General features: G+C 57.7%; 20 protein-coding genes and 3 pseudogenes. 5 read left to right on the top strand and 18 right to left on the bottom strand.

All coding sequences use genetic code 11. The annotated features are described in order from the left end of the window. Window positions 1–49: 49 nt before the first annotated feature. Window positions 50–454, bottom strand: a complete 405-nt coding sequence (locus A7P97_RS06700; RefSeq protein WP_231865671.1) for a DUF488 domain-containing protein — start codon at window positions 452–454, stop codon at window positions 50–52. Between the two features lie 287 nt (window positions 455–741). Between A7P97_RS06700 and A7P97_RS10155 the strand changes: the two genes are divergently transcribed. After that, window positions 742–882 carry a hypothetical protein gene (locus A7P97_RS10155; protein WP_156497491.1) on the top strand — a complete coding sequence of 47 codons (141 nt, stop codon included), beginning with the start codon at window positions 742–744 and terminating at the stop codon, window positions 880–882. 244 nt (window positions 883–1,126) lie between these two features. On the opposite strand, the gene A7P97_RS06695 is transcribed toward A7P97_RS10155, so the two are convergent. The 5 genes from A7P97_RS06695 to A7P97_RS06675 form a co-directional block, all read right to left on the bottom strand. Continuing rightward, window positions 1,127–2,320 carry an amino acid aminotransferase gene (locus A7P97_RS06695; protein ID WP_067530883.1) on the bottom strand — a complete coding sequence of 398 codons (1,194 nt, stop codon included), beginning with the start codon at window positions 2,318–2,320 and terminating at the stop codon, window positions 1,127–1,129. 522 nt (window positions 2,321–2,842) lie between these two features. Then, entirely contained in the window at window positions 2,843–3,754 is a 912-nt protein-coding gene (locus A7P97_RS06690) for an alpha/beta hydrolase (RefSeq protein WP_231865670.1), read from the bottom strand. 94 nt (window positions 3,755–3,848) lie between these two features. After that, window positions 3,849–4,670 carry an undecaprenyl-diphosphate phosphatase gene (locus A7P97_RS06685; protein WP_067527906.1) on the bottom strand — a complete coding sequence of 274 codons (822 nt, stop codon included), beginning with the start codon at window positions 4,668–4,670 and terminating at the stop codon, window positions 3,849–3,851. An 85-nt stretch (window positions 4,671–4,755) separates the two neighbouring features. Next, entirely contained in the window at window positions 4,756–5,424 is a 669-nt protein-coding gene (locus tag A7P97_RS06680; protein ID WP_067530881.1) for a thioredoxin domain-containing protein, read from the bottom strand. Between the two features lie 38 nt (window positions 5,425–5,462). Then, on the bottom strand, window positions 5,463–6,188 hold the full coding sequence (locus A7P97_RS06675; RefSeq protein WP_067530880.1) for an SPOR domain-containing protein: 726 nt from the start codon (window positions 6,186–6,188) through the stop codon (window positions 5,463–5,465). Between the two features lie 365 nt (window positions 6,189–6,553). On the opposite strand from A7P97_RS06675, the gene sucC reads away from it, so the two are divergent. Further along, window positions 6,554–7,720 (top strand): ADP-forming succinate--CoA ligase subunit beta, encoded by a 1,167-nt coding sequence (gene sucC, locus A7P97_RS06670; RefSeq protein ID WP_067530879.1) that lies wholly within the window; start codon window positions 6,554–6,556, stop codon window positions 7,718–7,720. A gap of 10 nt (window positions 7,721–7,730) precedes the next feature. After that, a complete protein-coding gene (gene sucD, locus A7P97_RS06665; RefSeq protein WP_067530878.1) occupies window positions 7,731–8,621 on the top strand; it encodes a succinate--CoA ligase subunit alpha in 891 nt (296 codons plus the stop codon). Window positions 8,622–8,693: 72 nt separating this feature from the next. On the opposite strand, the gene mutL is transcribed toward sucD, so the two are convergent. The 11 genes and pseudogenes from mutL to A7P97_RS06615 all read right to left on the bottom strand — a co-directional run bounded on the left by mutL (window position 8,694) and on the right by A7P97_RS06615 (window position 16,735). After that, window positions 8,694–10,574, bottom strand: a complete 1,881-nt coding sequence (gene mutL / locus A7P97_RS06660; protein ID WP_067530877.1) for a DNA mismatch repair endonuclease MutL — start codon at window positions 10,572–10,574, stop codon at window positions 8,694–8,696. Window positions 10,575–10,630: 56 nt separating this feature from the next. Beyond that, window positions 10,631–11,734: a chorismate synthase gene (gene aroC, locus A7P97_RS06655; protein ID WP_067530876.1), complete on the bottom strand. Its 1,104-nt coding sequence runs from the start codon at window positions 11,732–11,734 to the stop codon at window positions 10,631–10,633. 557 nt (window positions 11,735–12,291) lie between these two features. Further along, on the bottom strand, window positions 12,292–12,633 hold the full coding sequence (locus A7P97_RS06650; RefSeq protein ID WP_067530875.1) for a zinc ribbon domain-containing protein YjdM: 342 nt from the start codon (window positions 12,631–12,633) through the stop codon (window positions 12,292–12,294). A 184-nt stretch (window positions 12,634–12,817) separates the two neighbouring features. Further along, window positions 12,818–13,114, bottom strand: coding sequence for a DUF2625 family protein (locus A7P97_RS10885; protein WP_255361614.1), 297 nt, complete (start codon window positions 13,112–13,114; stop codon window positions 12,818–12,820). Next, window positions 13,092–13,496 (bottom strand): annotated as a pseudogene (locus A7P97_RS10880) (DUF2625 family protein); the annotation flags it as partial. The gene A7P97_RS10885 and the pseudogene A7P97_RS10880, both read right to left, overlap by 23 nt. 95 nt (window positions 13,497–13,591) lie before the next feature. Beyond that, window positions 13,592–13,962 (bottom strand): annotated as a pseudogene (locus A7P97_RS11060) (TIGR02328 family protein). A gap of 52 nt (window positions 13,963–14,014) precedes the next feature. Further along, complete coding sequence (locus tag A7P97_RS06635; protein WP_067444503.1) at window positions 14,015–14,344, bottom strand: hypothetical protein; 330 nt, start codon at window positions 14,342–14,344, stop codon at window positions 14,015–14,017. Window positions 14,345–14,440: 96 nt separating this feature from the next. After that, complete coding sequence (locus A7P97_RS06630; RefSeq protein WP_067530874.1) at window positions 14,441–14,671, bottom strand: hypothetical protein; 231 nt, start codon at window positions 14,669–14,671, stop codon at window positions 14,441–14,443. A 172-nt stretch (window positions 14,672–14,843) separates the two neighbouring features. Next, window positions 14,844–15,032, bottom strand: coding sequence for a hypothetical protein (locus A7P97_RS06625; protein WP_067530873.1), 189 nt, complete (start codon window positions 15,030–15,032; stop codon window positions 14,844–14,846). Between the two features lie 213 nt (window positions 15,033–15,245). Then, complete coding sequence (locus tag A7P97_RS06620; protein ID WP_067530872.1) at window positions 15,246–15,653, bottom strand: hypothetical protein; 408 nt, start codon at window positions 15,651–15,653, stop codon at window positions 15,246–15,248. Window positions 15,654–15,819: 166 nt separating this feature from the next. Next, window positions 15,820–16,735: pseudogene (locus A7P97_RS06615) on the bottom strand (aconitase family protein). A gap of 347 nt (window positions 16,736–17,082) precedes the next feature. Here A7P97_RS06615 and recD point away from each other — a divergent pair. Continuing rightward, window positions 17,083–18,849: an exodeoxyribonuclease V subunit alpha gene (gene recD, locus A7P97_RS06610; RefSeq protein ID WP_156497490.1), complete on the top strand. Its 1,767-nt coding sequence runs from the start codon at window positions 17,083–17,085 to the stop codon at window positions 18,847–18,849. A gap of 89 nt (window positions 18,850–18,938) precedes the next feature. On the opposite strand, the gene prmB is transcribed toward recD, so the two are convergent. Continuing rightward, complete coding sequence (prmB, locus tag A7P97_RS06605; protein WP_067530870.1) at window positions 18,939–19,838, bottom strand: 50S ribosomal protein L3 N(5)-glutamine methyltransferase; 900 nt, start codon at window positions 19,836–19,838, stop codon at window positions 18,939–18,941. A 108-nt stretch (window positions 19,839–19,946) separates the two neighbouring features. On the opposite strand from prmB, the gene A7P97_RS06600 reads away from it, so the two are divergent. Continuing rightward, on the top strand, window positions 19,947–20,375 hold the full coding sequence (locus A7P97_RS06600; RefSeq protein WP_082887621.1) for a hypothetical protein: 429 nt from the start codon (window positions 19,947–19,949) through the stop codon (window positions 20,373–20,375). Window positions 20,376–20,482 lie beyond the last annotated feature (107 nt).

The raw sequence follows: 20,482 nt of genomic DNA, 5'->3' as shown, positions 1-20,482 counted from the left end.
CTGCCCAGCTAAAGCGCAGCTTCAACGAAGTTAAAACAGTTCAAACGCCTCAAGCGCCCTCGCCCCAATCCACCTTTTCCCAGCCCAACACCTCGGCCAACACCGAAAGATGGCTCTGCTGCGGGCAGCGCACGGCGGTGAGTAACACGGTATCCGGCGCGGCGGCGAGCTGCTTTTTCAGCGCCAGCAGTGCGGCATGGGCGCTGCCGCTTTGCAGCTCTTCGGTGTAGCGCGCGGCAAATTCGGGGAAACGCTCTTGCGGCGCGATATGATACCAGTGGCGCAGCTCGGCGGAAGGGGCAATGTCTTTGAGCCACTGTACGGCGGCGAAGGTTTCTTTGCGGATGCCGCGCGGGTAGAGGCGGTCGCAGAAAATGGCGGGGGCGGCAGAGGGCGTGTAGCCGTAGATACGGCGGATGGCGGGCATGGCAGGGCTTTCGGGGCGGATTGTCATTTGAAGAGTATTGCGCTATTTTTCAGGTAGCCTTTGGGCAGCTTGGGGCTACCTGAAAGCACTTGGTGTTCACAATTTCGGCTATCATACGCCCATTTCCCATCAGAAATGGTTGGTCATGTGCTTTACCATATTACTCAGCACCGACTGCCCGGACGATTTGTTTTCCCAAAACGGCAACGGCATCTGTTTCCAGCCGGCCAACGGGTTATGGCGACGGTGCGTTTGCCGAATACGGTTTTCGCGAGCCGGAAATTACATCGCTGGAGATGTTGGAACGTTCGCCCATGCGGGAAACCCTGCATTTGCAGGAAGTGATCCGGCGGCTGGTGCGGCAGGGATGGTGCGTGCAGCTGGCCGCAGTGTGGGTGGAAGATTGGGGTAGATTGCAGCAAGGGGCGGAAGTGTGGTGGCGATGGCGGGGCTGAACCCGCAGCATTTCGCGCTGTATGAGAATGTGCGCTTTGAGTTTGTGTGATGGTTGAATTGTGTTGAGGTGTAGAGCGCGTAGGTTGGCTTGGGAAACCCAACATTCCACACTTTATTTGTTGGGTTACGCTTGCGGCTAACCCAATCTACGCACTCTGTTAGACTGGGCAGTTGGGAAAAAGGCTACCTGAAAATCGGTCTACACCGTTTTCAGGTAGCCTTCTTATTCAAGCCTGTCTATGTTTATTTCAACACTTCGGCAAAGGCGTTGGCCACGTAGTCGATATTCTTCTCGTTCAGGCCGGCCACGCACATGCGGCTGTTGCTCACCATATAAATGGCAAATTCTTTTTGCAGGCGTTCTACCTGTTCGGGTGAAAGGCCGGTGAAGCTGAACATGCCTCGTTGTTTGGTGAAATAGCCGAAATCGCGGCCGGGCACTTTGGCGCTGAGCACTTCCTGCAGCTTTTGGCGCATGGCGCGGATGCGGTCGCGCATTTCATACACTTCGCCTTCCCATTGTTTGAACAGGGTTTCGTTGTTCATCACGCCGTCCACCACGAAGCCGCCGTGGGAAGGAGGGCTGGAATAGATGCGGCGCACGGTGAATTTAAGCTGGCCGAGCACGAGCTTGGCTTCTTCGGCGCTAGGGCAGACCACGGAGAGGCCGCCCACGCGTTCGCCGTAGAGCGAGAGGTTTTTGGAGAAGGAGTTGCTTATGAAGACGGGCAGGCCGAGTTTGGCGGCGCGGCGGATGGCGTAAACGTCGCTTTCCATGTCTTCGGCGAAGCCTTGGTAGGCGATGTCCATGAAGGGGATGAGGCCGACTTCTTTCACGATTTGCAGGATTTCGTTCCATTGGCTGCGGCTCAAATCTACGCCGGTGGGGTTGTGGCAGCAGGGGTGCAGCAGCACCACGTCGTGTTGCTTGAGCGTGCGGAAGAAGGCTTTCATTTCTTCGAATTTCACGTCGATGGTGGCGGGGTCGTAGTAGGGATATTTGCCCACTTCGAAGCCGGCGCCTTCAAAAATGCCGATGTGGTTGCCCCAGGTGGGGTTGCTCACATAGCACTTGGCCTGTGGAAACCATGCGTGGATGAAGTCGGCACCCACGCGCAGCGCGCCGGAGCCGCCGAGCGATTGGATGGTGGCGATGCGGCCTTCTTTCACGGCAGGGTACTCGGCGCCGAACAGCAGGTTTTGGCAGGCGCTGCGGTAGGCGGCCAGGCCTTCCATGGGCAGATAGCCGCGTGGGCGCGGGCTGTCGGCGAGAGCACGTTCAACGGTTTTTACGCACTCGAGCACGGGCAGACGGCCTTCGCCGTCGTAATAAACGCCCACGCTGAGGTTTACCTTTTCGCTGCGCGGGTCTTGGTTGTATTTTTCCATCAGGCCAAGGATGGGATCGCCGGGGTAGAACTCAACGTGCCGAAACATGGGTGTCTTCCTTTTTTATCGGGTGGAACAATTAACGGGTAACGGGTGGAACAATTAAATGGAAAGGGTAATGCCGGGGCAATTTTACGCTGATTTCGGCAGCAAGGGCTACCTGAAAAGTGGGGAAGAATGGGAAATAGATGTTTTCAGGTAGCCTTCTCCATCTGCATCCTGTTCACCCTTGCGCCTCATGCCGGCGCAGGGTACTTCCTTTCTTTGCTTCGCCAAAGAAAGGAAGCAAAGAAAGGCAACTGCGGGCGCAGGTTTGGCTTCGCCAAACTTCCCTCACTGTACACGGTTTTCGGGCGGGCTCGCAACTTGCGGCTGCGCCGCTTCGGGCATGCAAGCCCTTGTTTCCCGAAAAACCGTGTTTCGTTCGGCTGCGCCAGCAGAGAGCACAGCCGCAACTGTTGATAACAAATATTCTGTGCGTGGTTTCGCCGAGCCTACATATAGATTGGTTGTAACTCAATGCAAAGAAAGGATGTTTGATTAATTAAACTACGGGATTTTAGGTAATCTTTATTCGCTGTGCCGATTGAAGAAATCCAGCAGCTGCGTTTCGTAGCCGCCCATGCCGAAGAGGCCGAGGTGGGTGCCGTTGGGGATAAGGATAAGCTGTTTGGGCTCTTGGGCGAGCTCGAATAGGGTTTGCGAGTGTTTGGCGGGGATCACTTGGTCGGCGGTGCCGTGCATCAGCAGCAGGGGGATGGGACTGATTTGTGCCACGAAGCGGCAGGCGCTGTAGCGGTTGCCCACCAGGATGCCGGCGCCGGGGAGTTTGTCGTTGGCAATGGCGGAATAGGAAGAAAAGGTGGATTCGATGGCCACGGCGCGCACGCCGGCTTTGTTGCCTGCGCCCACCACGGCAATGGCGTTGGTGCCGCCTAAGCTCTGGCCGAACACGAGCAGGCGCTCTCGGTTTACATCGGGGCGGCTGCGCACATAATCCAGCGCGGCGTTGCTGTCGGCAAACAGGCCTTCGGGGCTGGGCTCGCCTGCAGATTGGCCATAGCCGCGATAGTCGAAAAGGAAAACGTTGTAACCGTGTTCGGGCAGCCATTTCACGGCCTGCCAGTGGGCGGTGAGGTTTTGCGCGTTGCCGTGGAAATGGATGATGGTAGCGCGGGCTTGCTTGGCATCGGCCACGCCGCGTGCCGGCACAAACCAGCCGTGCAGGCGTGTGCCGTCGGCACTTTGGAAGGAGACGTCTTCGTATGGCAGGCCGGATTGGGCGGGCGAGCCGTAGTCGGTATGGTCGGGATAATAAAAGGCCTGTTTGGCGCAGGAGGAAAGGCCGAACAGGATAGCGAGGAGGGCGGCTAGGCCCAAAAAGATGGATTTGTATTTCATGGTTAGTGTGGGGGGCAGACTTTGGGAGCTGAGGCTACCTGAAAAATAGCGTTGCCGTTTTTGCTTTGCTGAAACCCGCATTGCTTGTTTCAGGTAGCCTTTATTGTTTCTGGGTTGAGGCTACCTGATAAAGATAAATTTGCCCGTTTCAGGTAACCTTGCCTGATTGGATATTCTACCAATTCACCCAGCCGCACAGCCAGGTGAGCAGGATGATGCCGCCGAAGATGATGCGGTAGTAGGCAAAGGGCACGAAGTTTTTGCTGGAAACAAAGCATAGCAGGGCTTTTACGGCGATGAGGCCGGAGGCGAAGGCAGCAGCAAAGCCGAGGGCGATAAGGCCGAAATCCTGTGCGCTGAATGCGCTGAGGTGCTTCAGGATGCTGTAGCCGGAGGCGGCCACCATAATCGGCACGGCGAGGAAGAAGGAAAATTCGGTGGCGGTTTTACGGTCGAGCCCCCATACCATGCCGCCCATGATGGTGCTGCCGGAGCGGGAAGTGCCGGGAATCAGGGCTAAAATTTGGAATAGGCCCACGGCCAGCGCATCGCGCGGGCGCATATCGTCCACGCTGCGTACTTTCGGCGGTACGCGGCTTTGCCGTTTTTCAATCCACAAAATCAAAAAGCCGCCCACCACCAGCGCCGCAGCTACGCTCACGGGGTTGAACAGCACTTTTTCGATGAAGTCGTTGAGCAGCAGGCCGATGGCAGCGGCAGGGATGAAGGCGATGGCCAGGTTGAGTACGAAGCGGTTGGCAAGCCGGTCTTTGCCGATATGGGTGAGCACATGGGTGAAGCGGGTACGGTACTCATACACCACAGCAAGGATGGCGCCGAGCTGGATGGCGATGTGGAATACGGCGTGGCTTTCGGCATCGAAGCCGATGAGGCTGCCGGCTACAATCAGGTGGCCGGTGCTGGAAATGGGCAGAAATTCGGTGAGGCCTTCGATGATGCCGAGAATGAGGGCTTTGAAGGCGAGGAGCAGGCTCATTGGTTAAACTCTTAAAAACATGGGATGAATGCTTTTCAGGTAGCCTGTATTGGAGTACGGGCTACCTGAAAATCTTTGTGCCGCATTAGCGGTTGGCCTGGCCGGCGATGGCTGCGCCGCGGCTGCGCACTACGGTGCGCGGGGCGGGGGCAGGCATGTTGCGTTCGGCACGTACTTTTTCAATCAGCTCTTGCAACACAGCCATGTTTTGGGAGTTGGTCAGCTCGTATTTTCCGCCCACTACGATAACCGGGGTTTTGGTGATGTTGTAGGTGATGGTGTTTTGCTGCATGGTTTGGGCGGCGGCGGCGGCCTGCGGGCTGTTATAGGCGGCAAGCAGGCGGCTGCCGTATGGCTGCTGCTGAATCCAGGCTTTCAGGCCGGTTTCGTCGGTTACGGTGCCGTCCATCAGTGCTTTGAAAATGGCTTGGTTGGCTTGGCGGGAAAGGCCGGTGGATTTCACGGCGGCGGCCAGGCGGGCGAGGGTTTGGTGTGCTGGCTGCCACACTACGTGCTCTTGACGCAATACGGTGTCGGAGGCGAAGCGTCTGCTTTGCTGTTCGATAGTTGCTTCAAGGTGTTGGCAATGGATACAGAAATAGCCGAAGAATTCGGTTACTTCGATTTTATTGGGCTGCACAGGCTTGATCACGTTGCTGCGTACTATGTAGTCCGTGTCTTCCACGGCTTTGGCTTGGGCGGCGGTAACGGTAAATATGGCGAGTGCAGAGAGAAGTAGGGCTTTCAGTTTCATTTTAATCCTTCGTTAATGTGGGGTTGATGAAGTGCTGATCAGTCGGCTTGGCGGGTGAGGGTGTCGATGCCGTTGCCGCGCAGTTTGTCGCTGAGGGCTTGGGCTTCGGCATGGCTGAGGCGGCTGCTTTGGATACGGTAAACGGTTTGGCCGTCGCTGCGTTTGCTGCTGGCTACGCGGGCGTTTACGCCGAGCATGGCGAGTTTGGCACGCTGGGTATCGGCAGCTTGCGGGTTGTTGTAGGAACCCATCTGTACGATGTAGTGGCCGTTGCCGCTGTTGTGCGCTTCGGCTTCACGACGTTGGCGGCGGGCTTGCTCGCGGGCACGCTCCACATTGCCACTTTCCAAAATCTGTTCAGGTGTGGGTTTGGCTTCCGGCTCAGGCTTGCGCTGTGGATCGCGCGGTTTGGTTTGCACGGTTTTGTCTTCCTGTGCGGGCTTGTCTTCCGGGCGTTGTGCAGGGGTGCTGGCCTGCTGCGGCACGGAGGCAGCCACGGGTGGTTTGTCGGTGATGTCGCCAGGAGGCAGGGTATAGTGGCCGCTGTCGGAGCCGGCGGTGGTGTCGCTCGGGCGATGTTCTGGCTGGTGTTCTTGGCGCGGGGTGAGGATTTCGGGTTGGATTTCGGTTTTCGGCGCTTCAGGCTGTTTGATGCCGGAGGGCGTGTTGTTGAGGAAATATAAAACCACGCCGATGATGAGGGTGGCAAGCAGTAGGCCGAATATAAAGCCGGAAAGGCCTTTACCATGGGGTTTGGTTTGCATTGGGAAAATGGATTGCTAAAAAGGTGCCGCATTTTATCAAAACCGTTTGCTGCGGCGGAAGCTTTTTACATGTTCTTTCAGGTAGACGGGCGGTTTCAGATAGCCTGGGGGCACAGGGAAAGGCTACCTGAAAAACTGCTTCGTCTATGCAGCATCTTTGCGTTCCACGCCCACAGTAGCTAGGCCATAGCCGTAGCCATACTGCCGTTTATGCATCTCCCATTTACTTGTTCTAACCAAATTGCGCTGATGTTGCCTGCGGGTTTCGTCTATACTGCGCCCTGCATTATCAAAGCTGGTCTTGAATTCGAGCCTTGCTGCTTTCTCGGTGGCAAACTGTGTTTAACCTAACTGAGGGAACTTTGATGAATCTACATGAATATCAAGCAAAAGAGCTGCTTGCGGGCTATGGTTTGCCAGTTCAGGGCGGGATTTTGGCCGCCAACGGCGAAGAAGCTGCCGCCGCCTACGACAAATTGGGCGGCAAATTTGCTGTGATTAAAGCCCAAGTGCACGCCGGCGGACGCGGCAAGGCAGGCGGCGTGAAAGTGGTGAAAAGCCGCGATGAGGCCAAACAGGTGGCCGAAAGCTTAATCGGTACCAATCTGATTACTTATCAAACCGATGCCAACGGCCAGCCGGTAAACAGCGTGTTGGTGTGTGAAGATATATATCCGGTGCAAACCGAGCTCTATCTGGGCGCGGTGGTGGATCGTGCCGCCCGCCGCGTGGTGTTTATGGCTTCCACCGAAGGTGGTGTGGAAATTGAAAAGGTGGCTGAGGAAACCCCGGAAAAAATCTTCAAAGTGGTTGTCGACCCGCTGGTGGGCCTGCAGCCCTGCCAAGCCCGCGAAGTGGCCTTCAAGCTGGGCTTGAAAGACAAACAAGTCGGCCAGTTTGTGAAGCTGATGACCGGTGCCTACCAAGCTTTCATCGAAAACGATTTCGCCCTGTTTGAAATCAACCCATTGGCCGTGCGTGAAGACGGCAGCCTGGCCTGCGTGGACGGCAAAGTGGGCATCGACGGCAATGCTTTGTACCGCCTGCCGAAAATCGCTGAGCTGCGCGACAAATCGCAAGAAAACGAGCGCGAGCTGAAAGCCTCCGAATTTGATCTGAACTATGTGGCGCTGGAAGGCAATATCGGCTGTATGGTGAACGGTGCCGGCTTGGCGATGGCCACCATGGACATCATCAAGCTCAAAGGCGGCCAGCCGGCCAACTTCCTCGACGTGGGTGGCGGCGCCACCAAAGAACGCGTGGTGGAAGCCTTCAAGCTGATTTTGGAAGACAAATCCGTGAAAGGCGTGCTGATTAACATTTTCGGCGGTATCGTGCGCTGCGATATGATTGCCGAAGCCATTGTGGCCGCTGTGAAAGAAGTGAACGTAACCGTGCCCGTGGTGGTGCGCCTCGAAGGCAACAACGCTGAATTGGGCGCGAAGATTCTGAACGAATCCGGCCTGAAACCCACTTCCGCCGACGGCCTGAACGACGCCGCCGAGAAAATTGTTGCCGCCGTAAACGCCTAAGGAGAACAGAATGAGCGTATTGATTAATAAAGACACCAAAGTATTGGTACAGGGTTTTACCGGTAAGAACGGTACTTTCCACTCCGAACAAGCGATTGCCTACGGCACCAAAGTGGTGGGCGGCGTTACCCCCGGTAAAGGCGGCCAAACCCATCTGGGCCTACCCGTGTTCAACACCATGAACGAAGCCGTGCGCGAAACCGGCGCCGATGCCTCCGTGATTTATGTGCCCGCGCCCTTCGTGCTCGATTCCATCGTAGAAGCCGTGGATTCCGGCGTGAAACTGGTGGTGGTGATTACCGAAGGCGTGCCCACGCTGGACATGCTCAAAGCCAAACGTTATCTCGAAACCAACGGCAACGGCACCCGCCTGGTGGGCCCGAACTGCCCCGGCGTGATTACCCCCGGCGAATGCAAAATCGGCATCATGCCCGGCCACATCCACCGGCCCGGCAAAATCGGCATCATCTCCCGCTCCGGCACGCTCACTTATGAAGCTGTGGCGCAAACCACCAAGCTCGGCCTCGGCCAATCCACCTGCATCGGCATCGGCGGCGACCCGATTCCGGGCATGAACCAAATCGACGCGCTGAAACTGTTTGAAGCCGACCCGCAAACCGAAGCCATCATCCTGATTGGCGAAATCGGCGGCACGGCCGAAGAAGAAGCGGCCGAGCTCATTCAGTCGAACGTGTCCAAACCGGTGGTGGGCTACATTGCCGGCGTCACCGCGCCCAAAGGCAAACGCATGGGCCATGCCGGTGCCATCATTTCCAGCGGTAAAGGCACGGCGGAAGAGAAATTCCGCGCCTTCGAAAAAGCCGGCGTGGCCTACACCCGCAGCCCGGCCGAATTGGGCAGCACCATGCTGGAAGTGCTGAAAGCCAAAGGCTTGGCATAAGCCAGTTTGATTAGCTGATAAGGCTACCTGAAGGTTTCAGGTAGCCTTTAGTCTGCTGCATGGGCAGGCTGCCTATTGCCCGCGCAGGAACAGGGCGTCGAGGTCGGCGAGGGTGAGTTTTACCCAGGTGGGGCGGCCGTGGTTGCATTGGTTGCTGCGGGGGGTGTTTTCCATGTCGCGCAGCAGGGCGTTCATTTCGGGCAGGGTGAGGCGTCGGCCGGCGCGCACGGAGCCGTGGCAGGCCATGGTGCTGAGGATGCGGTTTTCGCGCTCTTCCACGGTGCGGATGCTGCCGGTGTGGGCGGCTTCTTGCAACATGCTGCGGGCGAGCTCGGGAATATCGGCTTTGCCCAGCATCTGCGGCACGGCGCGTACGGCGATGGTGCGGCTGCCCACGGCGGAGCAGTCGAGGCCGTATTGGCGCAGCAAATCGGCGTGTTCGGCCAGGGCGGCCATTTCTTCGTGGCCGGCTTCGAAGCTCACGGGGATGAGCAGCTGCTGGCTGTGCAGGCTGCCGTGGCTTTGGCGCTGGGCTTTCATTTTTTCGTAGTTCACGCGCTCGGCGGCGGCGTGCATGTCGATTAAGAGCAGGCTGTTTTCGGCTTGGGCGAGGATATAAATGCCGAGCAGCTGGGCGATGGCGAAACCGAGCGGGTGTTCTTCGGCATGGGTTTCAGGTAGCCGGGCGGCTTCTGCGCTGGGGGCGAAGCGGCTTTGCTCGAGGGCGGCAAGCTCGGGGTCTTCGCTGCCGCTGTGTTTGTAGAGTTCGGCATAGGTTTGCCAGGCGGCGCGGCGCTCTTGCAGGGTGAGGCGTTGCTGCTGCGGGGCGCGGGCGGGACTATAAGCAACGGGGGTGCGGGCGCTCGGGCTACCTGAAAACTCGCCTTGCCCGCTTTCAGGTAGCCTTTGGCTGTGGATGTGTTGCAGCAGGCTGCCGGCGTTACTCACGCTGTCGGTTTGGTCGGCGCGGGTATCGGCCAGCGCTTTGTTCAGGGTGTGGAACACGAGCTGGTGCACGGCCTGGCTGTCGCGGAAGCGGATTTCGGTTTTGGTGGGGTGCACGTTTACGTCCACCATTTCGGGTGGCAGCTCGAGGAACAGCACGAAGGCGGGGGTGATTTGCTGGTGCAACACATCGCGGTAGGCCTGTTTGGCGGCGTGCAGCATCACTTTGTCGCGTACGAAGCGGTTGTTTACAAAACAGTATTGTTGGCTGCTGCGGCCTTGGGCGAAGGTGGGTTTGGCGATGAGGCCGTGCAAACGGAGGATGCCGTTGCCGCTGTCGATGGGCAGGGAGGCGGCCTGAAAATCCGGGCCCAGTACGGCGGCGATGCGCTCGTTTTGGCTTTGGGCGGGGTATTTGGCGGTGGTTTTGCCGTTGTGGACAAGCTCGAAGGCAATGTGCGGGTTGGCCAGGGCGAGGCGGTCGAATACGGTGGCGCAGTGAGCATATTCGGTGTTTTCGGATTTGAGGAATTTGCGCCGGGCGGGGGTGTTGAAGAAGAGGTCGGCCACTTCCACGCTGGTGCCCACGGGGTGGGCGGCAGCGGCGGCAGGCTCGATTTGCCCGTCGCGGGCGCGCACTTGGCGGGCGGCGGGACTGCCTTCCTGGCGGCTGGTGAGGGTGAGGCGGGATACGGAGGCGATGCTGGCCAGCCCTTCGCCGCGAAAACCCATGCTGCGCACGTGTTCCAAATCTTGCAGCGAGGCGATTTTGCTGGTGGCGTGGCGGGAGAGGGCGAGCGGGAGGTCGTCGGCATGGATGCCGCTGCCGTTGTCGGCCACGCGGATGAGGCGGATGCCGCCGCCGGCAAGCTCGACTTGGATGCGGGTGGCACTGGCATCGATGCTGTTTTCGATGATTTCTTTGAGCGCGGCGGCGGGGCGTTCCACCACTTCGCCGGCGGCGATTTGGTTCACAAGGTGGTCGGGCAGGGCATGGATACGGAGCATGATGGGTCTCGGGGTTGGGCTACCTGAAAAGGCGGGATGTATTTTTCAGGTAGCCTTCAACCGTTTTGCAGTTTGGCGATATCGGGCGTGATCACGCGCACATCGGCGTTTTGCGCGCGGTGGCGCAGGGCGTGGTCGGCAAGCACGAGGGCGAGCATGGCTTCGGCGATGGGGGCGGCGCGCAGGCCGACGCAGGGGTCGTGGCGGCCGTGGGTTTCGAGCATCACGGGCTGGCCGTGGATGTCGATGCTGCGGCGCGGCGTGGCGATGGAGCTGGTGGGCTTCACGGCGAAGTCGGCGCGGATGGTTTGGCCGGTGGAAATGCCGCCGAGGATGCCGCCGGCATGGTTGCTGGCGAAGCCTTGCGGCGTGAGCTCGTCGCCGTGTTGGCTGCCGCGTTGGCACACCACGTTAAAGCCGTCGCCGACGGATACAGCTTTCACGGCGTTGATGCCCATCAGGGCGTGGGCGATGTCGGCGTCCAGCCGGTCAAACACGGGTTCGCCGAGGCCGACGGGGACGTTGCGCGCTTCAATATGCAGCTTCGCACCCACGCTGTCTAAGGATTTGCGCACGGAATCCATGTAGTTTTCCAAGTCGGCAATTTGGCTTTGGTTGGCGGCAAAGAAGGGGTTTTGGCCGATCAATTCTTCGCCTTCAAATGCGATTTCGAGTTCACCCACCTGGCTCACCCAGCAGACGATTTCGGTGCCGAACTGCTCGCGCAGCCATTTTTTAGCCACGGCACCGGCGGCCACGCGGGCGGCGGTTTCGCGGGCAGAACTCCTACCGCCGCCGCGATAGTCGCGGATGCCGTATTTGTGCCAATAGGTGTAGTCGGCATGGCCGGGGCGGAATTGTTGGGCGATGTTGCCGTAGTCGCGGCTGCGTTGGTCGGTGTTGCGGATGAAGAGGGCGATGGGCGTGCCGGTGGTGCGCCCTTCAAACACGCCGGAGAGGATTTCCACTTGGTCGGCTTCGCGCCGCTGGGTAACGTGGCGGCTGGTGCCGGGGCGGCGGCGGTCGAGGTCGGGCTGGATGTCGGCTTCGGCAAGCGGCAGGCCGGGCGGGCAGCCATCGATGATACAGCCGATGCCTGCGCCGTGGCTTTCGCCGAAGGTGGTGATGCGGAAGAGTTGTCCGAAGGAATTGCCGGGCATGATGGTGGAGATCAAAAGATTGAAAAGATGCGGGCGAGTTTAGCACAAAGGCAGCGGGTGGATTGAAGGCTACCTGAAAAATCATTTTCAGGTAGTCTTCCTCATATACAAATCCCAAAAAGGGAGATATCCATCAACCTATTGAACTTGCCACCCCTCTGCTGGCGCAGCCGAACGGAACGCGGTTTTTCGGGGAATAAGGGCTTGCATGTTCGAAGCGGTGCAGCCGCAAGTTGCGAGCCCGCCCGAAAAACCGCGCGGAGTGAGGGCAATTTGGCGGAGCCAAACCTGTGCCCGCATTCGATTTTCTTTGCTTCCTTTCTTTAACGAAGTTAAAACAAGACCTCTGCAAGAGGGCTTGTTTTTATGCAGCTAAACGAGTACCCCCACGCCGGCATGAGGCGCAAAGGTGAATAGAACGGGAAGAAGGAAGGCTACCTGAAATTTTACCAATTGCTGGAAACTCATTCCACGATTGATAAATAACATATCGTTTCTGCCAAGTTTCGGAAGAGCTGAGAAATCTATGTTCAGGTAGCCTTTGGCTATTCGGCAGCCTAAGCCTTTTTCACAAATTCGGATTTGAGGTTGAGCGCGGTGCCGTTTACTTTGCAGGCGATGTCGTGGTCGCCTTCCTGCAGGCGGATGTTTTTCACTTTGGTGCCTTGCTTAAGCACCAGCGAGCTGCCTTTCACTTTCAGGTCTTTGAGCAGCACCACGCTGTCGCCGTTGGCCAGCGGTGTGCCGTGGGCATCAACTGCGCTGAGGGCGTCGTCTGCTTCGGCGGCGGCATCGGCCTGGTCCGACCATTCGTGGGCGCATTCCGGGCAAACGAGGTTGGCGCCGTCTTCATAGGTGTATTCGGATTGGCATTGCGGGCAGGGCGGGAGGGTAGTCATTCGTTTTCCTTGTGGTTTGAAATAGTTGTGAGGCTACCTGAAAGCCTGAAACTGTTTCCAGACAGTTTTGTAGAAGGTGTGGATTATATGGATAAAGCAATTATTTTTCATACAAAGCGGTGAACCGAAGACAGTATACATGTATGGCAAGGTGAGCCAACGTGGTACTGGAGAAATAAGTGCTTTAGCTATGCTCGGTAAGCTGCCGTTGGGTTTCCAGCGTGGCGGCGTAGTGTTCGGCAATGGGGATAACGCGGCGGCTGGTTTGTTCAATATCTGCACCTTCTTCCGTCCACAGCGGCGGGAAGAAGTGGTAAACGCTGTCGCCGCCCAATGCGGTGACTTCTTCCTGCCAGCCTGCCCAGCGCACGTTTTCGTAGAACAGGGCCAAAATCGCCGCTAAATGCCCAGTTGAGGAAGTCGGTGTAGCCCAGTTCGCAGTCTTCCCATTCGAGGGTGTCGGGCGGGAGGTAGAACACATTGCCGGGCGTGCCGTCCAATCCACCGCCATTGAGGGCGAAGTAGCCGCCGGAGGCATCGTCTGCAATCAGATAATAGGGCGCGGGTGCGGCGAGTTCGGCTTGGGTGCGGCCAAGATTCCAACTGCCGAGGCCGCGCGGCAGGCAGGGGCTGCCCGAGCCTAGGATGCGCAGCCAGCCGTGGTTGATGAGGATGCCGCCGGTTTCATATACCACCGCGCCCATCACGGAACGGGTGGTTACTTGGGTTTTCACGAGTTCGGCTTCTGCGGCGGCCGGGTCGCGCGGCAGGATTTCCACCGGATTGGCGGCTTCGTCAAGCCACTCTTGAATCAGCGGCCAGGCGGGATCGGCGGTATTGATGAGGTCGGCTAATGTTTTCATGTGAGGCTACCTGAAAATGAGCGAAGCGAGTTTCTGCGAAGCTAAAATGAGCAAGAGCAGAGTTTTTGCGAAGCTAAAAATGGGTGGATTAAGCGTTAAGCAGCTGTTTGGATGACTATACCCTTGCTGCACAAGTTCTCCACGCATTTGGCAAGGTAATCATCATCGCGCTCGGGGTGAATCGGGCTGCCCACGGTTTTCGGCTAAGTTGGAATATGACGGGCGGGTGTTGCCGCGATAATTCTTGCTGTACCGCGCCAGGCCGGTGCGGTAACCGTGCCGCTGCATTTCGTCCTTGATGAGGATGTAATAGGCGTAGAACAGATAGGGGCTGTGAACGAAGACGTAGTTCACTGGTATGCGGTCTGCCCCAGCCGCTGCCGCGCGGAGCGGCGCATTCGCAGTGTTGGCCGAGCAGCTGGGCGCGGGGAAATCGGGGGATAAGAGCTTGGTGCCACGGGTGCATGGATAAAGGCTACCTGAAAAAGGAAAGCGGTTTTCAGGTAGCCTGCAAAGGTTTAGTCGATTGGGCGGGTTTCGCCGCTCGCGGGGTCGTCAATTTGCATACGGCCGCTGGCTTTGTCTACTTCATAGCCGAACAGGCGTGGGGCGGAGTGTGGGTCGCCGCCGCAGCTGGCGTTGTGGTTTTCGTGCACGTCCACAGTGTAGCTGTTAGCAGTTTCAGTGGTGATGAACAACAGACATTCGGGCTTCAGACTGGTTAGCCGGTGGCGGGCAACGGAGGCAGACACGCGGGCTACGGCTTGGTCTTTGTTGCTGATGGGCTCGGCTTGAGCGCTTAGGACAAGGAGGGGCAACAGGGTGGTGAGAAGGAGTGTTGGTTTCATAACGTTCTCTATTTAGGTTGGGAAGGATGGGGGCTACTTGAAAAAAGGTTTTAGGTTCGTAGAAGCTCGCATGGCTCGTTTCAGGTAGCCTTTGGTTTAGCCGTTAATCAGCCAGGGTTGGCTTTGGTGGCGCTGTGCTTCAAAGGTGCGGATTTGGTTGGCGTGTTGCAGGGTGAGCCTGATTTCGTCGAGGCTGTTGAGCAGGTAGTGTTTGCGGTTGTTGTTTATGCTGAGCTTGCCATAGTTTAAATAATGCCATTCATCAAAACAGTTTAGCTGAAGCTGCTGTGTTTGATGGATTTGAGAATTGTTTGGGGATGATGGCATCGGCGTCCACATTATTGCGGTCGAGCGGGACAACGAGGCCGGTGAGCTGGGTGAAGGCTTTCATGGCGGTATTTTCAGTGGTTTGTTTGGAGGGTATCTGAGAATTTAGCCTTCTGTTTGTATTGTTTATTTCTAAATGCCGGCAGGTGTTCGGATCTGCCGGGTGGCGGGCTTATTCGGTAGCGTTTTCGATTTTCTCACCCACGTGGGAAATGCCGCGGCCAACAGCGTTACTGCCTTTGCGCACGGCTTCGCGAGTGTGGTCGATGTTGTTGGCGGTGTCTTCTTTTATGCCGTGCCAAGTGCTGGAACAGGCGGAAAGGCCGATAGCGGTGATGGAGATTATGAGAAAGTGTTTCATGTTTTCAGCTCCTTATGTGAAGAATTGAAAGATGCACGATTGGTTTGTACGGTTTCATTATCGGCTAAAATGGCGGGTATGACGGCTGATTTAGCTGGAATTTATCGGATTTTACTTTATGCTTCGTTAAAACCGGCTTTTTAGTTTTGCAGGCCCGGCTTTGGTTCCGCAAAGATGGCGTTTTCAGGTAGTCTTTGTAGATCTGGAGCCGACTTAACGGTTGTGGCCGGGGTTGTATTTGAGCACGATGCGGGTGAGATCGGAGCGGTGGCGGCGGCAGAAGGCGTCTGTTTCGGCTCTGCTGGGACGGCGTTTTCCGTCTTGGCCGAGCAGGCGGATGGCTGGGTGTTCGCTCAGCATGGAGGCGATGGGTTCGCTTTCAATCTGTTTGCCGCATTCGCCGTAGCGGGCAAAGCCTTCGTAAACGTTGTTTAGGCGGGTGCGCGTGTCGATTTCGGCGCGGGCAATGCGCGGGCAGGCGGCGATGAAGGCTTCAAACATGGCAAATTCGCTCAGCACGGTGCGGCACTGCTCTGGTGTGGGCGAGGCGATAGGCTCGGCGGTGGCTAGGGTAGGGCAAAGGGTGGTGAGGAGGAGAGTGGTTTTGAAGAGAGGTTTCATGGGTTTCCAATCAATTATTCGGTGTGGCTGGGAGTGGGATATTTTAACTTCGTTTTAGCTTTGCAGAAACTCAGCCTTGGCTCTGCCAAGACATCGTTTTCAGGTAGCTTTTTAACGAGGCTGGAGGCTACCTGAAAATGCAGCTTCAATTAGGAGTTTAAAATCATCAAGCCAGTTGGCGTACATCTACAAAATGCCCGGCCGCCGCCATTGCTGGGCTGACAAGGTGCGTTCTGCCGCTGTTGCCCTGCCATCCTTTAAAATTGCGGTTGGAGGTGGGGGGCAGCGTTCTTGCGGGGCGAGGCGGTCGGCATTCATGACAAGGCACATCGAGCAGCCTGGTTCGCGCTATTCGAAGCCCGTGTCGGTGAGGATTTTGTCCAAGCCTTCGACTTCGGCCTGCTCTTTCACCAAGCCGTAGCCGGGCATGACCAGTACGCGGTTCACGTTATCTGCCTTTTTGCGGCCTTTGGCCACAGCGGCGGCTTCGCGCAAATCTTCGGTGCGGCTGTTGGTGCACGAGCCGATAAACACCACATCCACGGGGATTCCGTTCAGTGGCGTGCCGGCGGCCAAGCCCATGTATTCTAAGGCGTGCTCCATGCCTGCGCGTTTCACTGCGTCGGCTTTGTCGGCAGGATTCGGCACTTTGCCGTTCACGCCCAGTGTCATTTCGGGCGACGTGCCCCACGTTACCTGCGGCTTGCGCCAGTAGGCAACAGCTTTGTCCTAATCCGCGCCTTTGGGGGAGAATTTTCGGCCTTGCAAATAATCGATTGTGGTTTGGCCCACGGCCACCAAGCCTTCTTTGATGTTTTTGTCCAAAGTGTTTACTTGCAGTTTGGGAATTGGGTCTTTAATGCCTTCGTCCCAATAGTCGGTGGGCGTGTTGTGGTTGGCGGTGGAGACCACGCTGTCGATGCGCCACAGCTTGCGTCCGGCTATTTTCAGGCCTTTAAAAGCCTGCGGGCTGGTTGCTTCGTGAACGAGGTGGCTGTCGATAAGAGGAGGACGGTACAGGCTTCCGATTTGTGGACAATATGGCTGTTCCAAAGTTTGTCGTAGAGGGGTTGTGCGTTAATTTGGTCAATTCCTTGATGTAGTTTTAAGATGAATAATGCACAGAATGTCTAAAAATTGCAAGAAAATAAAGATAAAGATTACCTTAAGAATGCGACAGTTTTAATTTTGTGTACATTTTGTCTGATAAGTAGGTGGGAAGTTACCTGAAACGTGGCTTTAGCCAAATTATCTTGAATGAGAATAGCAAGCTAATGGGGCGTGGGCGTACCAGTCCGTATTCCCGCAGGGCAAAAACGATTTTCAGGTAGTCTGAAGTGTAGTATCTGTTCTTTGGTGCATGGGGACATCCGTACCCCGATACAAGCAATTTCAAGGTTGGAACGCATGTGTCCAACGCTTATAATTCATGCTTGGTTTTACCACTCATTGGCCGCCTGTGCCACCCGTAGGCTACCTGAAAGAATCCGCCATGACCGAATACCGTTACCCCGCCGCCCAAGCTGCTGCCGAAGTGTTGCAGCGTTTGGCGCCTCAGGCCGCCGAGCCGGCGCTGCCATTGTTGGACGAACTGTTTGCCGCGCAAGAGGGCGGCCACAGCTACATCACGCTTGCGCTGCAAGAGGCGGATGCGTTGCGGCAGGCCGCACCGATGGTGGGCGATGGCGGCGCGTTCACGCCTTTGGTGTTGCGCGGGCGGCGGCTGTTTAGCGGCAGGCTGTTTGCGCTGGAGCGCAGCGTGGCCGCCGAATTGCAGCGGATTGCCCACAATCGGGTAAGGCTACCTGAAAATGCCGGGCTGCGGCAGCGTTTGCGCGAATGGTTTCCCGATGCCGGGCATAACGAGCAGCGTTTGGCTGCCGCGCTGGCGGTGTTGCAGCCGCTGATGCTGGTAACCGGCGGGCCGGGCACGGGCAAAACCACAACGGTGGCCAAACTGTTGGCGCTGCTGTGTGCCGATGCGGCCGAGATGCCGCGCATCGCGCTCACCGCTCCCACCGGCAAGGCTGCCGCCCACATGACCCGTTCGCTGCATCGTGCGTTAAGTAGCTTTAAGGTGGGTAGCGAACAGGTGCTGCAGCATTTGACAGTGTTGGAAGGACAAACTGTCCACCGGTTGCTGAAGCTGAACCCAGCAGTCGGCTATTCGAAATTTAACCGTGAGCAGCCGCTGCCCTTTGATATTGTGGTGGCCGACGAGGCTTCCATGCTGGATTTGCCGCTGCTGCACCAATTATTGTGCGCCATTCCCGAGCATGGCCGCCTGATTTTGTTGGGCGATGAAAATCAACTGCCGCCAGTGGGCATCGGTACTGTGCTGCCCGTGCTGGCGCAGCCCACCGTGCTCACGGCTAAAGAAGCTGCCCAGTTGGCCGAGTGGCTGCCCGAAGGCGTGCCGTTTGAAGTGCGGGATAACCCGCCGCCCTTGGCCGGCAACGTGGTGCGGTTGGAATACAGCCACCGTTTCGATCCGCAGCGCGGCGTGGGCGCATTGGCGCAGGCCGTGGTGAACGGGGAGGCTGCCGCCGCCGAAGCCGCGTTTGCCCGCTTCACCGACGACCTATTCAGGCTACCTGAAACCCCCGCCGCCTTGGCGCGGCACTTTGCCAAACAACACGAGGCCTACTGGCAGGCGGTAAGCAGCGGCGGCGCGGCGGCCTGCTTTTCCGCCCAGCAGCAGTTGGTGGTGCTGGCCGCACGACGCAGCCAAGCGGCGGAGTTTAACCGCGAATACCGCAAGCTCCTGGCCGCGCAGGGCAGGGCGGCGGAACAGGGCTGGTTTGCCGGGCAGGTGCTGATGGTGGCGGAAAACGATTATGCCGTGAACGTGTTTAACGGCGACATCGGCATCGTGCTGCCGCACGGTGACGGGCTGGCTGCGTTTTTCCCCGATGCCGGCGGCTTCCGCGCCATATCGCTCAGCCGCCTGCCCGCCCACGATACCGCCTTCGCCATGACCGTGCACAAAAGCCAAGGCTCGGAATACCAGGAAGTGTGGCTCTTGGGCGACGAGGCCGACTCCGCCCTGTTCGACCGCACCCTGCTCTACACCGCCATCACCCGCGCCCGCCGCCGCTTCGGCTACGCCGGCCAAATGAGCGCCCTCACCGCTGCCGTGCAACGTAAAAACCACCGCCGCACCGGTTTGGGCGAGGCCTTGCGTTTTGCAGCTTAACGATGCGTGTCGGGAGGGGAAAGGCTACCTGAAAATGGATTGGAGCTTTCAGGTAGCCTTTCGCAACGGATAGGATCAGGCAGCTTTGCCTACTCTTCGCCCAATAATTGCTCGCGGGTGAGTAGGAAAACGCTGCTGCCGCCGTCGCTTTGTTCGGGCCAGAAGAAGGGGAGCTGGGGGAAGGCGGCTTCGAGGGCTTCGCGGTTGTGGCCGATTTCCACCAGCAATACGCCGTGCGGATTGAGGAAGCGGGGGGCGTGTTGGAGGATTTGGCGGGTGGCGTCGAGGCCGTCTTCGCCACTGCCGAGTGCCATTTCCGGCTCGTGCAGGTATTCGGCGGGCAGGGCGGCGACGCTTTCGGCGTTTACATAAGGGGGGTTGGAGATAATGAGGTCGTAAGTGCCGGAAAGGTTGGCGAAGAGATCGCTTTGAATCAGGCGGACGCGCTCTTCAAGACCGTAGTTTGCCACGTTGATGGCGGCCACGGCGAGGGCTTCGGGGCTGAGGTCGGCGGCGTCGACTTGGGCTTCGGGGTAATGGCAGGCGGCTTGGATGGCGAGGCAGCCGCTGCCGGTGCAGAGGTCGAGCACGTGGTGGATATGGTTGCTGTCGCCTGTCCATGGGGCGATGGGCTCGCCGAGTTGTTCGTAGATGAAGGAGCGGGGGATGAGCACGCGCTCGTCCACATAAAATTCGAAGTTGCCCTGCCAGGCTTGGCGGGTGAGATAGGCCATGGGGAGGCGTTCGTTTACGCGGCGTTCGGCTAGGTTGAGCACGGCGTCGATTTCTTGGGGCAGGAGGACGGCGTCGAGATATGGCTCGAGGGTGTCGAGCGGGAGGTGCAGGGTGTGGAGGATGAGGTAGGCGGCTTCGTCGTGGGCGTTGTCGCTGCCGTGGCCGAAGCTGAGGTGGGCTTGGTTGAAGCGGCTGGTGCAAAAGCGCAGGAGGTCGCGCGGGGTGCGTAGGTGTTGGCGGGCTTTGGCAAACATGGTGTTTGGGTGTTTGTGAAATGGTGAGGGGGTGGGATTATAACGGATTGGTGGGGCAGGCTACCTGAAAATTTGGCGGGGCAGTTTGTGGCGGCCATGGAATAGTGTATGATTAATTTATTGTTTAAACATTGGTTTAAGGAGGATGTGATGTTGGCTAAACTTTTTCAGGTAGTCGTTGCCGGCCTGCTGCTGGCGGGTTGTGCGATGACGCCGCAGCAGCGTGCGGCCTATGAGGCGGCAAGGGAGCGGGAGATGAGGCAGACGGCGGTGGCACTGGCGGCGCAGTGCGATCGGCGCACGGCTGAGCTGTTGGCTTTGCAGCAGGAGGATTACTTGGGGGTGGCGGATGCTGAGAAACCTAAGTTGCAGCGTGAATATCGGCGTCGGGTTGCGGAGCCGTCTTTTCAGGCTTGTTATCGGATGGCTTGGGAGAATTTGGTGTATCGGCAGCAGCTGGAAATGTTGGAACGGCGCGAGCGGCGGCGTGAGTTGGAGTGGATGATGTATCGGCCGTATTATCCGTATTGGTGGTAGGGCGGTTTTTATCAGTTTGGTTATATTCGGTTTCCAATAGATTTTTGGAAGCCGATTTTTTATTGGTAATCATATGATTAATTTATAAGTAAACATTCATTTAATCT

The organism is Eikenella sp. NML070372, assembly GCF_001648415.1.
GTDB lineage: Bacteria > Pseudomonadota > Gammaproteobacteria > Burkholderiales > Neisseriaceae > Eikenella > Eikenella exigua.
Note: the sequence above shows the minus strand (reverse complement) of the source record. Positions and strands in the feature narration are given on the sequence as shown.

Bases quoted from the DNA above. Each gene is read 5' to 3' on its own strand.
- A7P97_RS06700 (WP_231865671.1), bottom strand. From the start codon at position 454: ATGACAATCCGCCCCGAAAGCCCTGCCATGCCCGCCATCCGCCGTATC.
- A7P97_RS10155 (WP_156497491.1), top strand. From the start codon at position 742: ATGCGGGAAACCCTGCATTTGCAGGAAGTGATCCGGCGGCTGGTGCGG.
- A7P97_RS06695 (WP_067530883.1), bottom strand. From the start codon at position 2,320: ATGTTTCGGCACGTTGAGTTCTACCCCGGCGATCCCATCCTTGGCCTG.
- A7P97_RS06690 (WP_231865670.1), bottom strand. From the start codon at position 3,754: ATGCGGGTTTCAGCAAAGCAAAAACGGCAACGCTATTTTTCAGGTAGC.
- A7P97_RS06685 (WP_067527906.1), bottom strand. From the start codon at position 4,670: ATGAGCCTGCTCCTCGCCTTCAAAGCCCTCATTCTCGGCATCATCGAA.
- A7P97_RS06680 (WP_067530881.1), bottom strand. From the start codon at position 5,424: ATGAAACTGAAAGCCCTACTTCTCTCTGCACTCGCCATATTTACCGTT.
- A7P97_RS06675 (WP_067530880.1), bottom strand. From the start codon at position 6,188: ATGCAAACCAAACCCCATGGTAAAGGCCTTTCCGGCTTTATATTCGGC.
- sucC (WP_067530879.1), top strand. From the start codon at position 6,554: ATGAATCTACATGAATATCAAGCAAAAGAGCTGCTTGCGGGCTATGGT.
- sucD (WP_067530878.1), top strand. From the start codon at position 7,731: ATGAGCGTATTGATTAATAAAGACACCAAAGTATTGGTACAGGGTTTT.
- mutL (WP_067530877.1), bottom strand. From the start codon at position 10,574: ATGCTCCGTATCCATGCCCTGCCCGACCACCTTGTGAACCAAATCGCC.
- aroC (WP_067530876.1), bottom strand. From the start codon at position 11,734: ATGCCCGGCAATTCCTTCGGACAACTCTTCCGCATCACCACCTTCGGC.
- A7P97_RS06650 (WP_067530875.1), bottom strand. From the start codon at position 12,633: ATGACTACCCTCCCGCCCTGCCCGCAATGCCAATCCGAATACACCTAT.
- A7P97_RS10885 (WP_255361614.1), bottom strand. From the start codon at position 13,114: ATGTGTTCTACCTCCCGCCCGACACCCTCGAATGGGAAGACTGCGAAC.
- A7P97_RS06635 (WP_067444503.1), bottom strand. From the start codon at position 14,344: ATGAAACCAACACTCCTTCTCACCACCCTGTTGCCCCTCCTTGTCCTA.
- A7P97_RS06630 (WP_067530874.1), bottom strand. From the start codon at position 14,671: ATGCCATCATCCCCAAACAATTCTCAAATCCATCAAACACAGCAGCTT.
- A7P97_RS06625 (WP_067530873.1), bottom strand. From the start codon at position 15,032: ATGAAACACTTTCTCATAATCTCCATCACCGCTATCGGCCTTTCCGCC.
- A7P97_RS06620 (WP_067530872.1), bottom strand. From the start codon at position 15,653: ATGAAACCTCTCTTCAAAACCACTCTCCTCCTCACCACCCTTTGCCCT.
- recD (WP_156497490.1), top strand. From the start codon at position 17,083: ATGCTTGGTTTTACCACTCATTGGCCGCCTGTGCCACCCGTAGGCTAC.
- prmB (WP_067530870.1), bottom strand. From the start codon at position 19,838: ATGTTTGCCAAAGCCCGCCAACACCTACGCACCCCGCGCGACCTCCTG.
- A7P97_RS06600 (WP_082887621.1), top strand. From the start codon at position 19,947: ATGATTAATTTATTGTTTAAACATTGGTTTAAGGAGGATGTGATGTTG.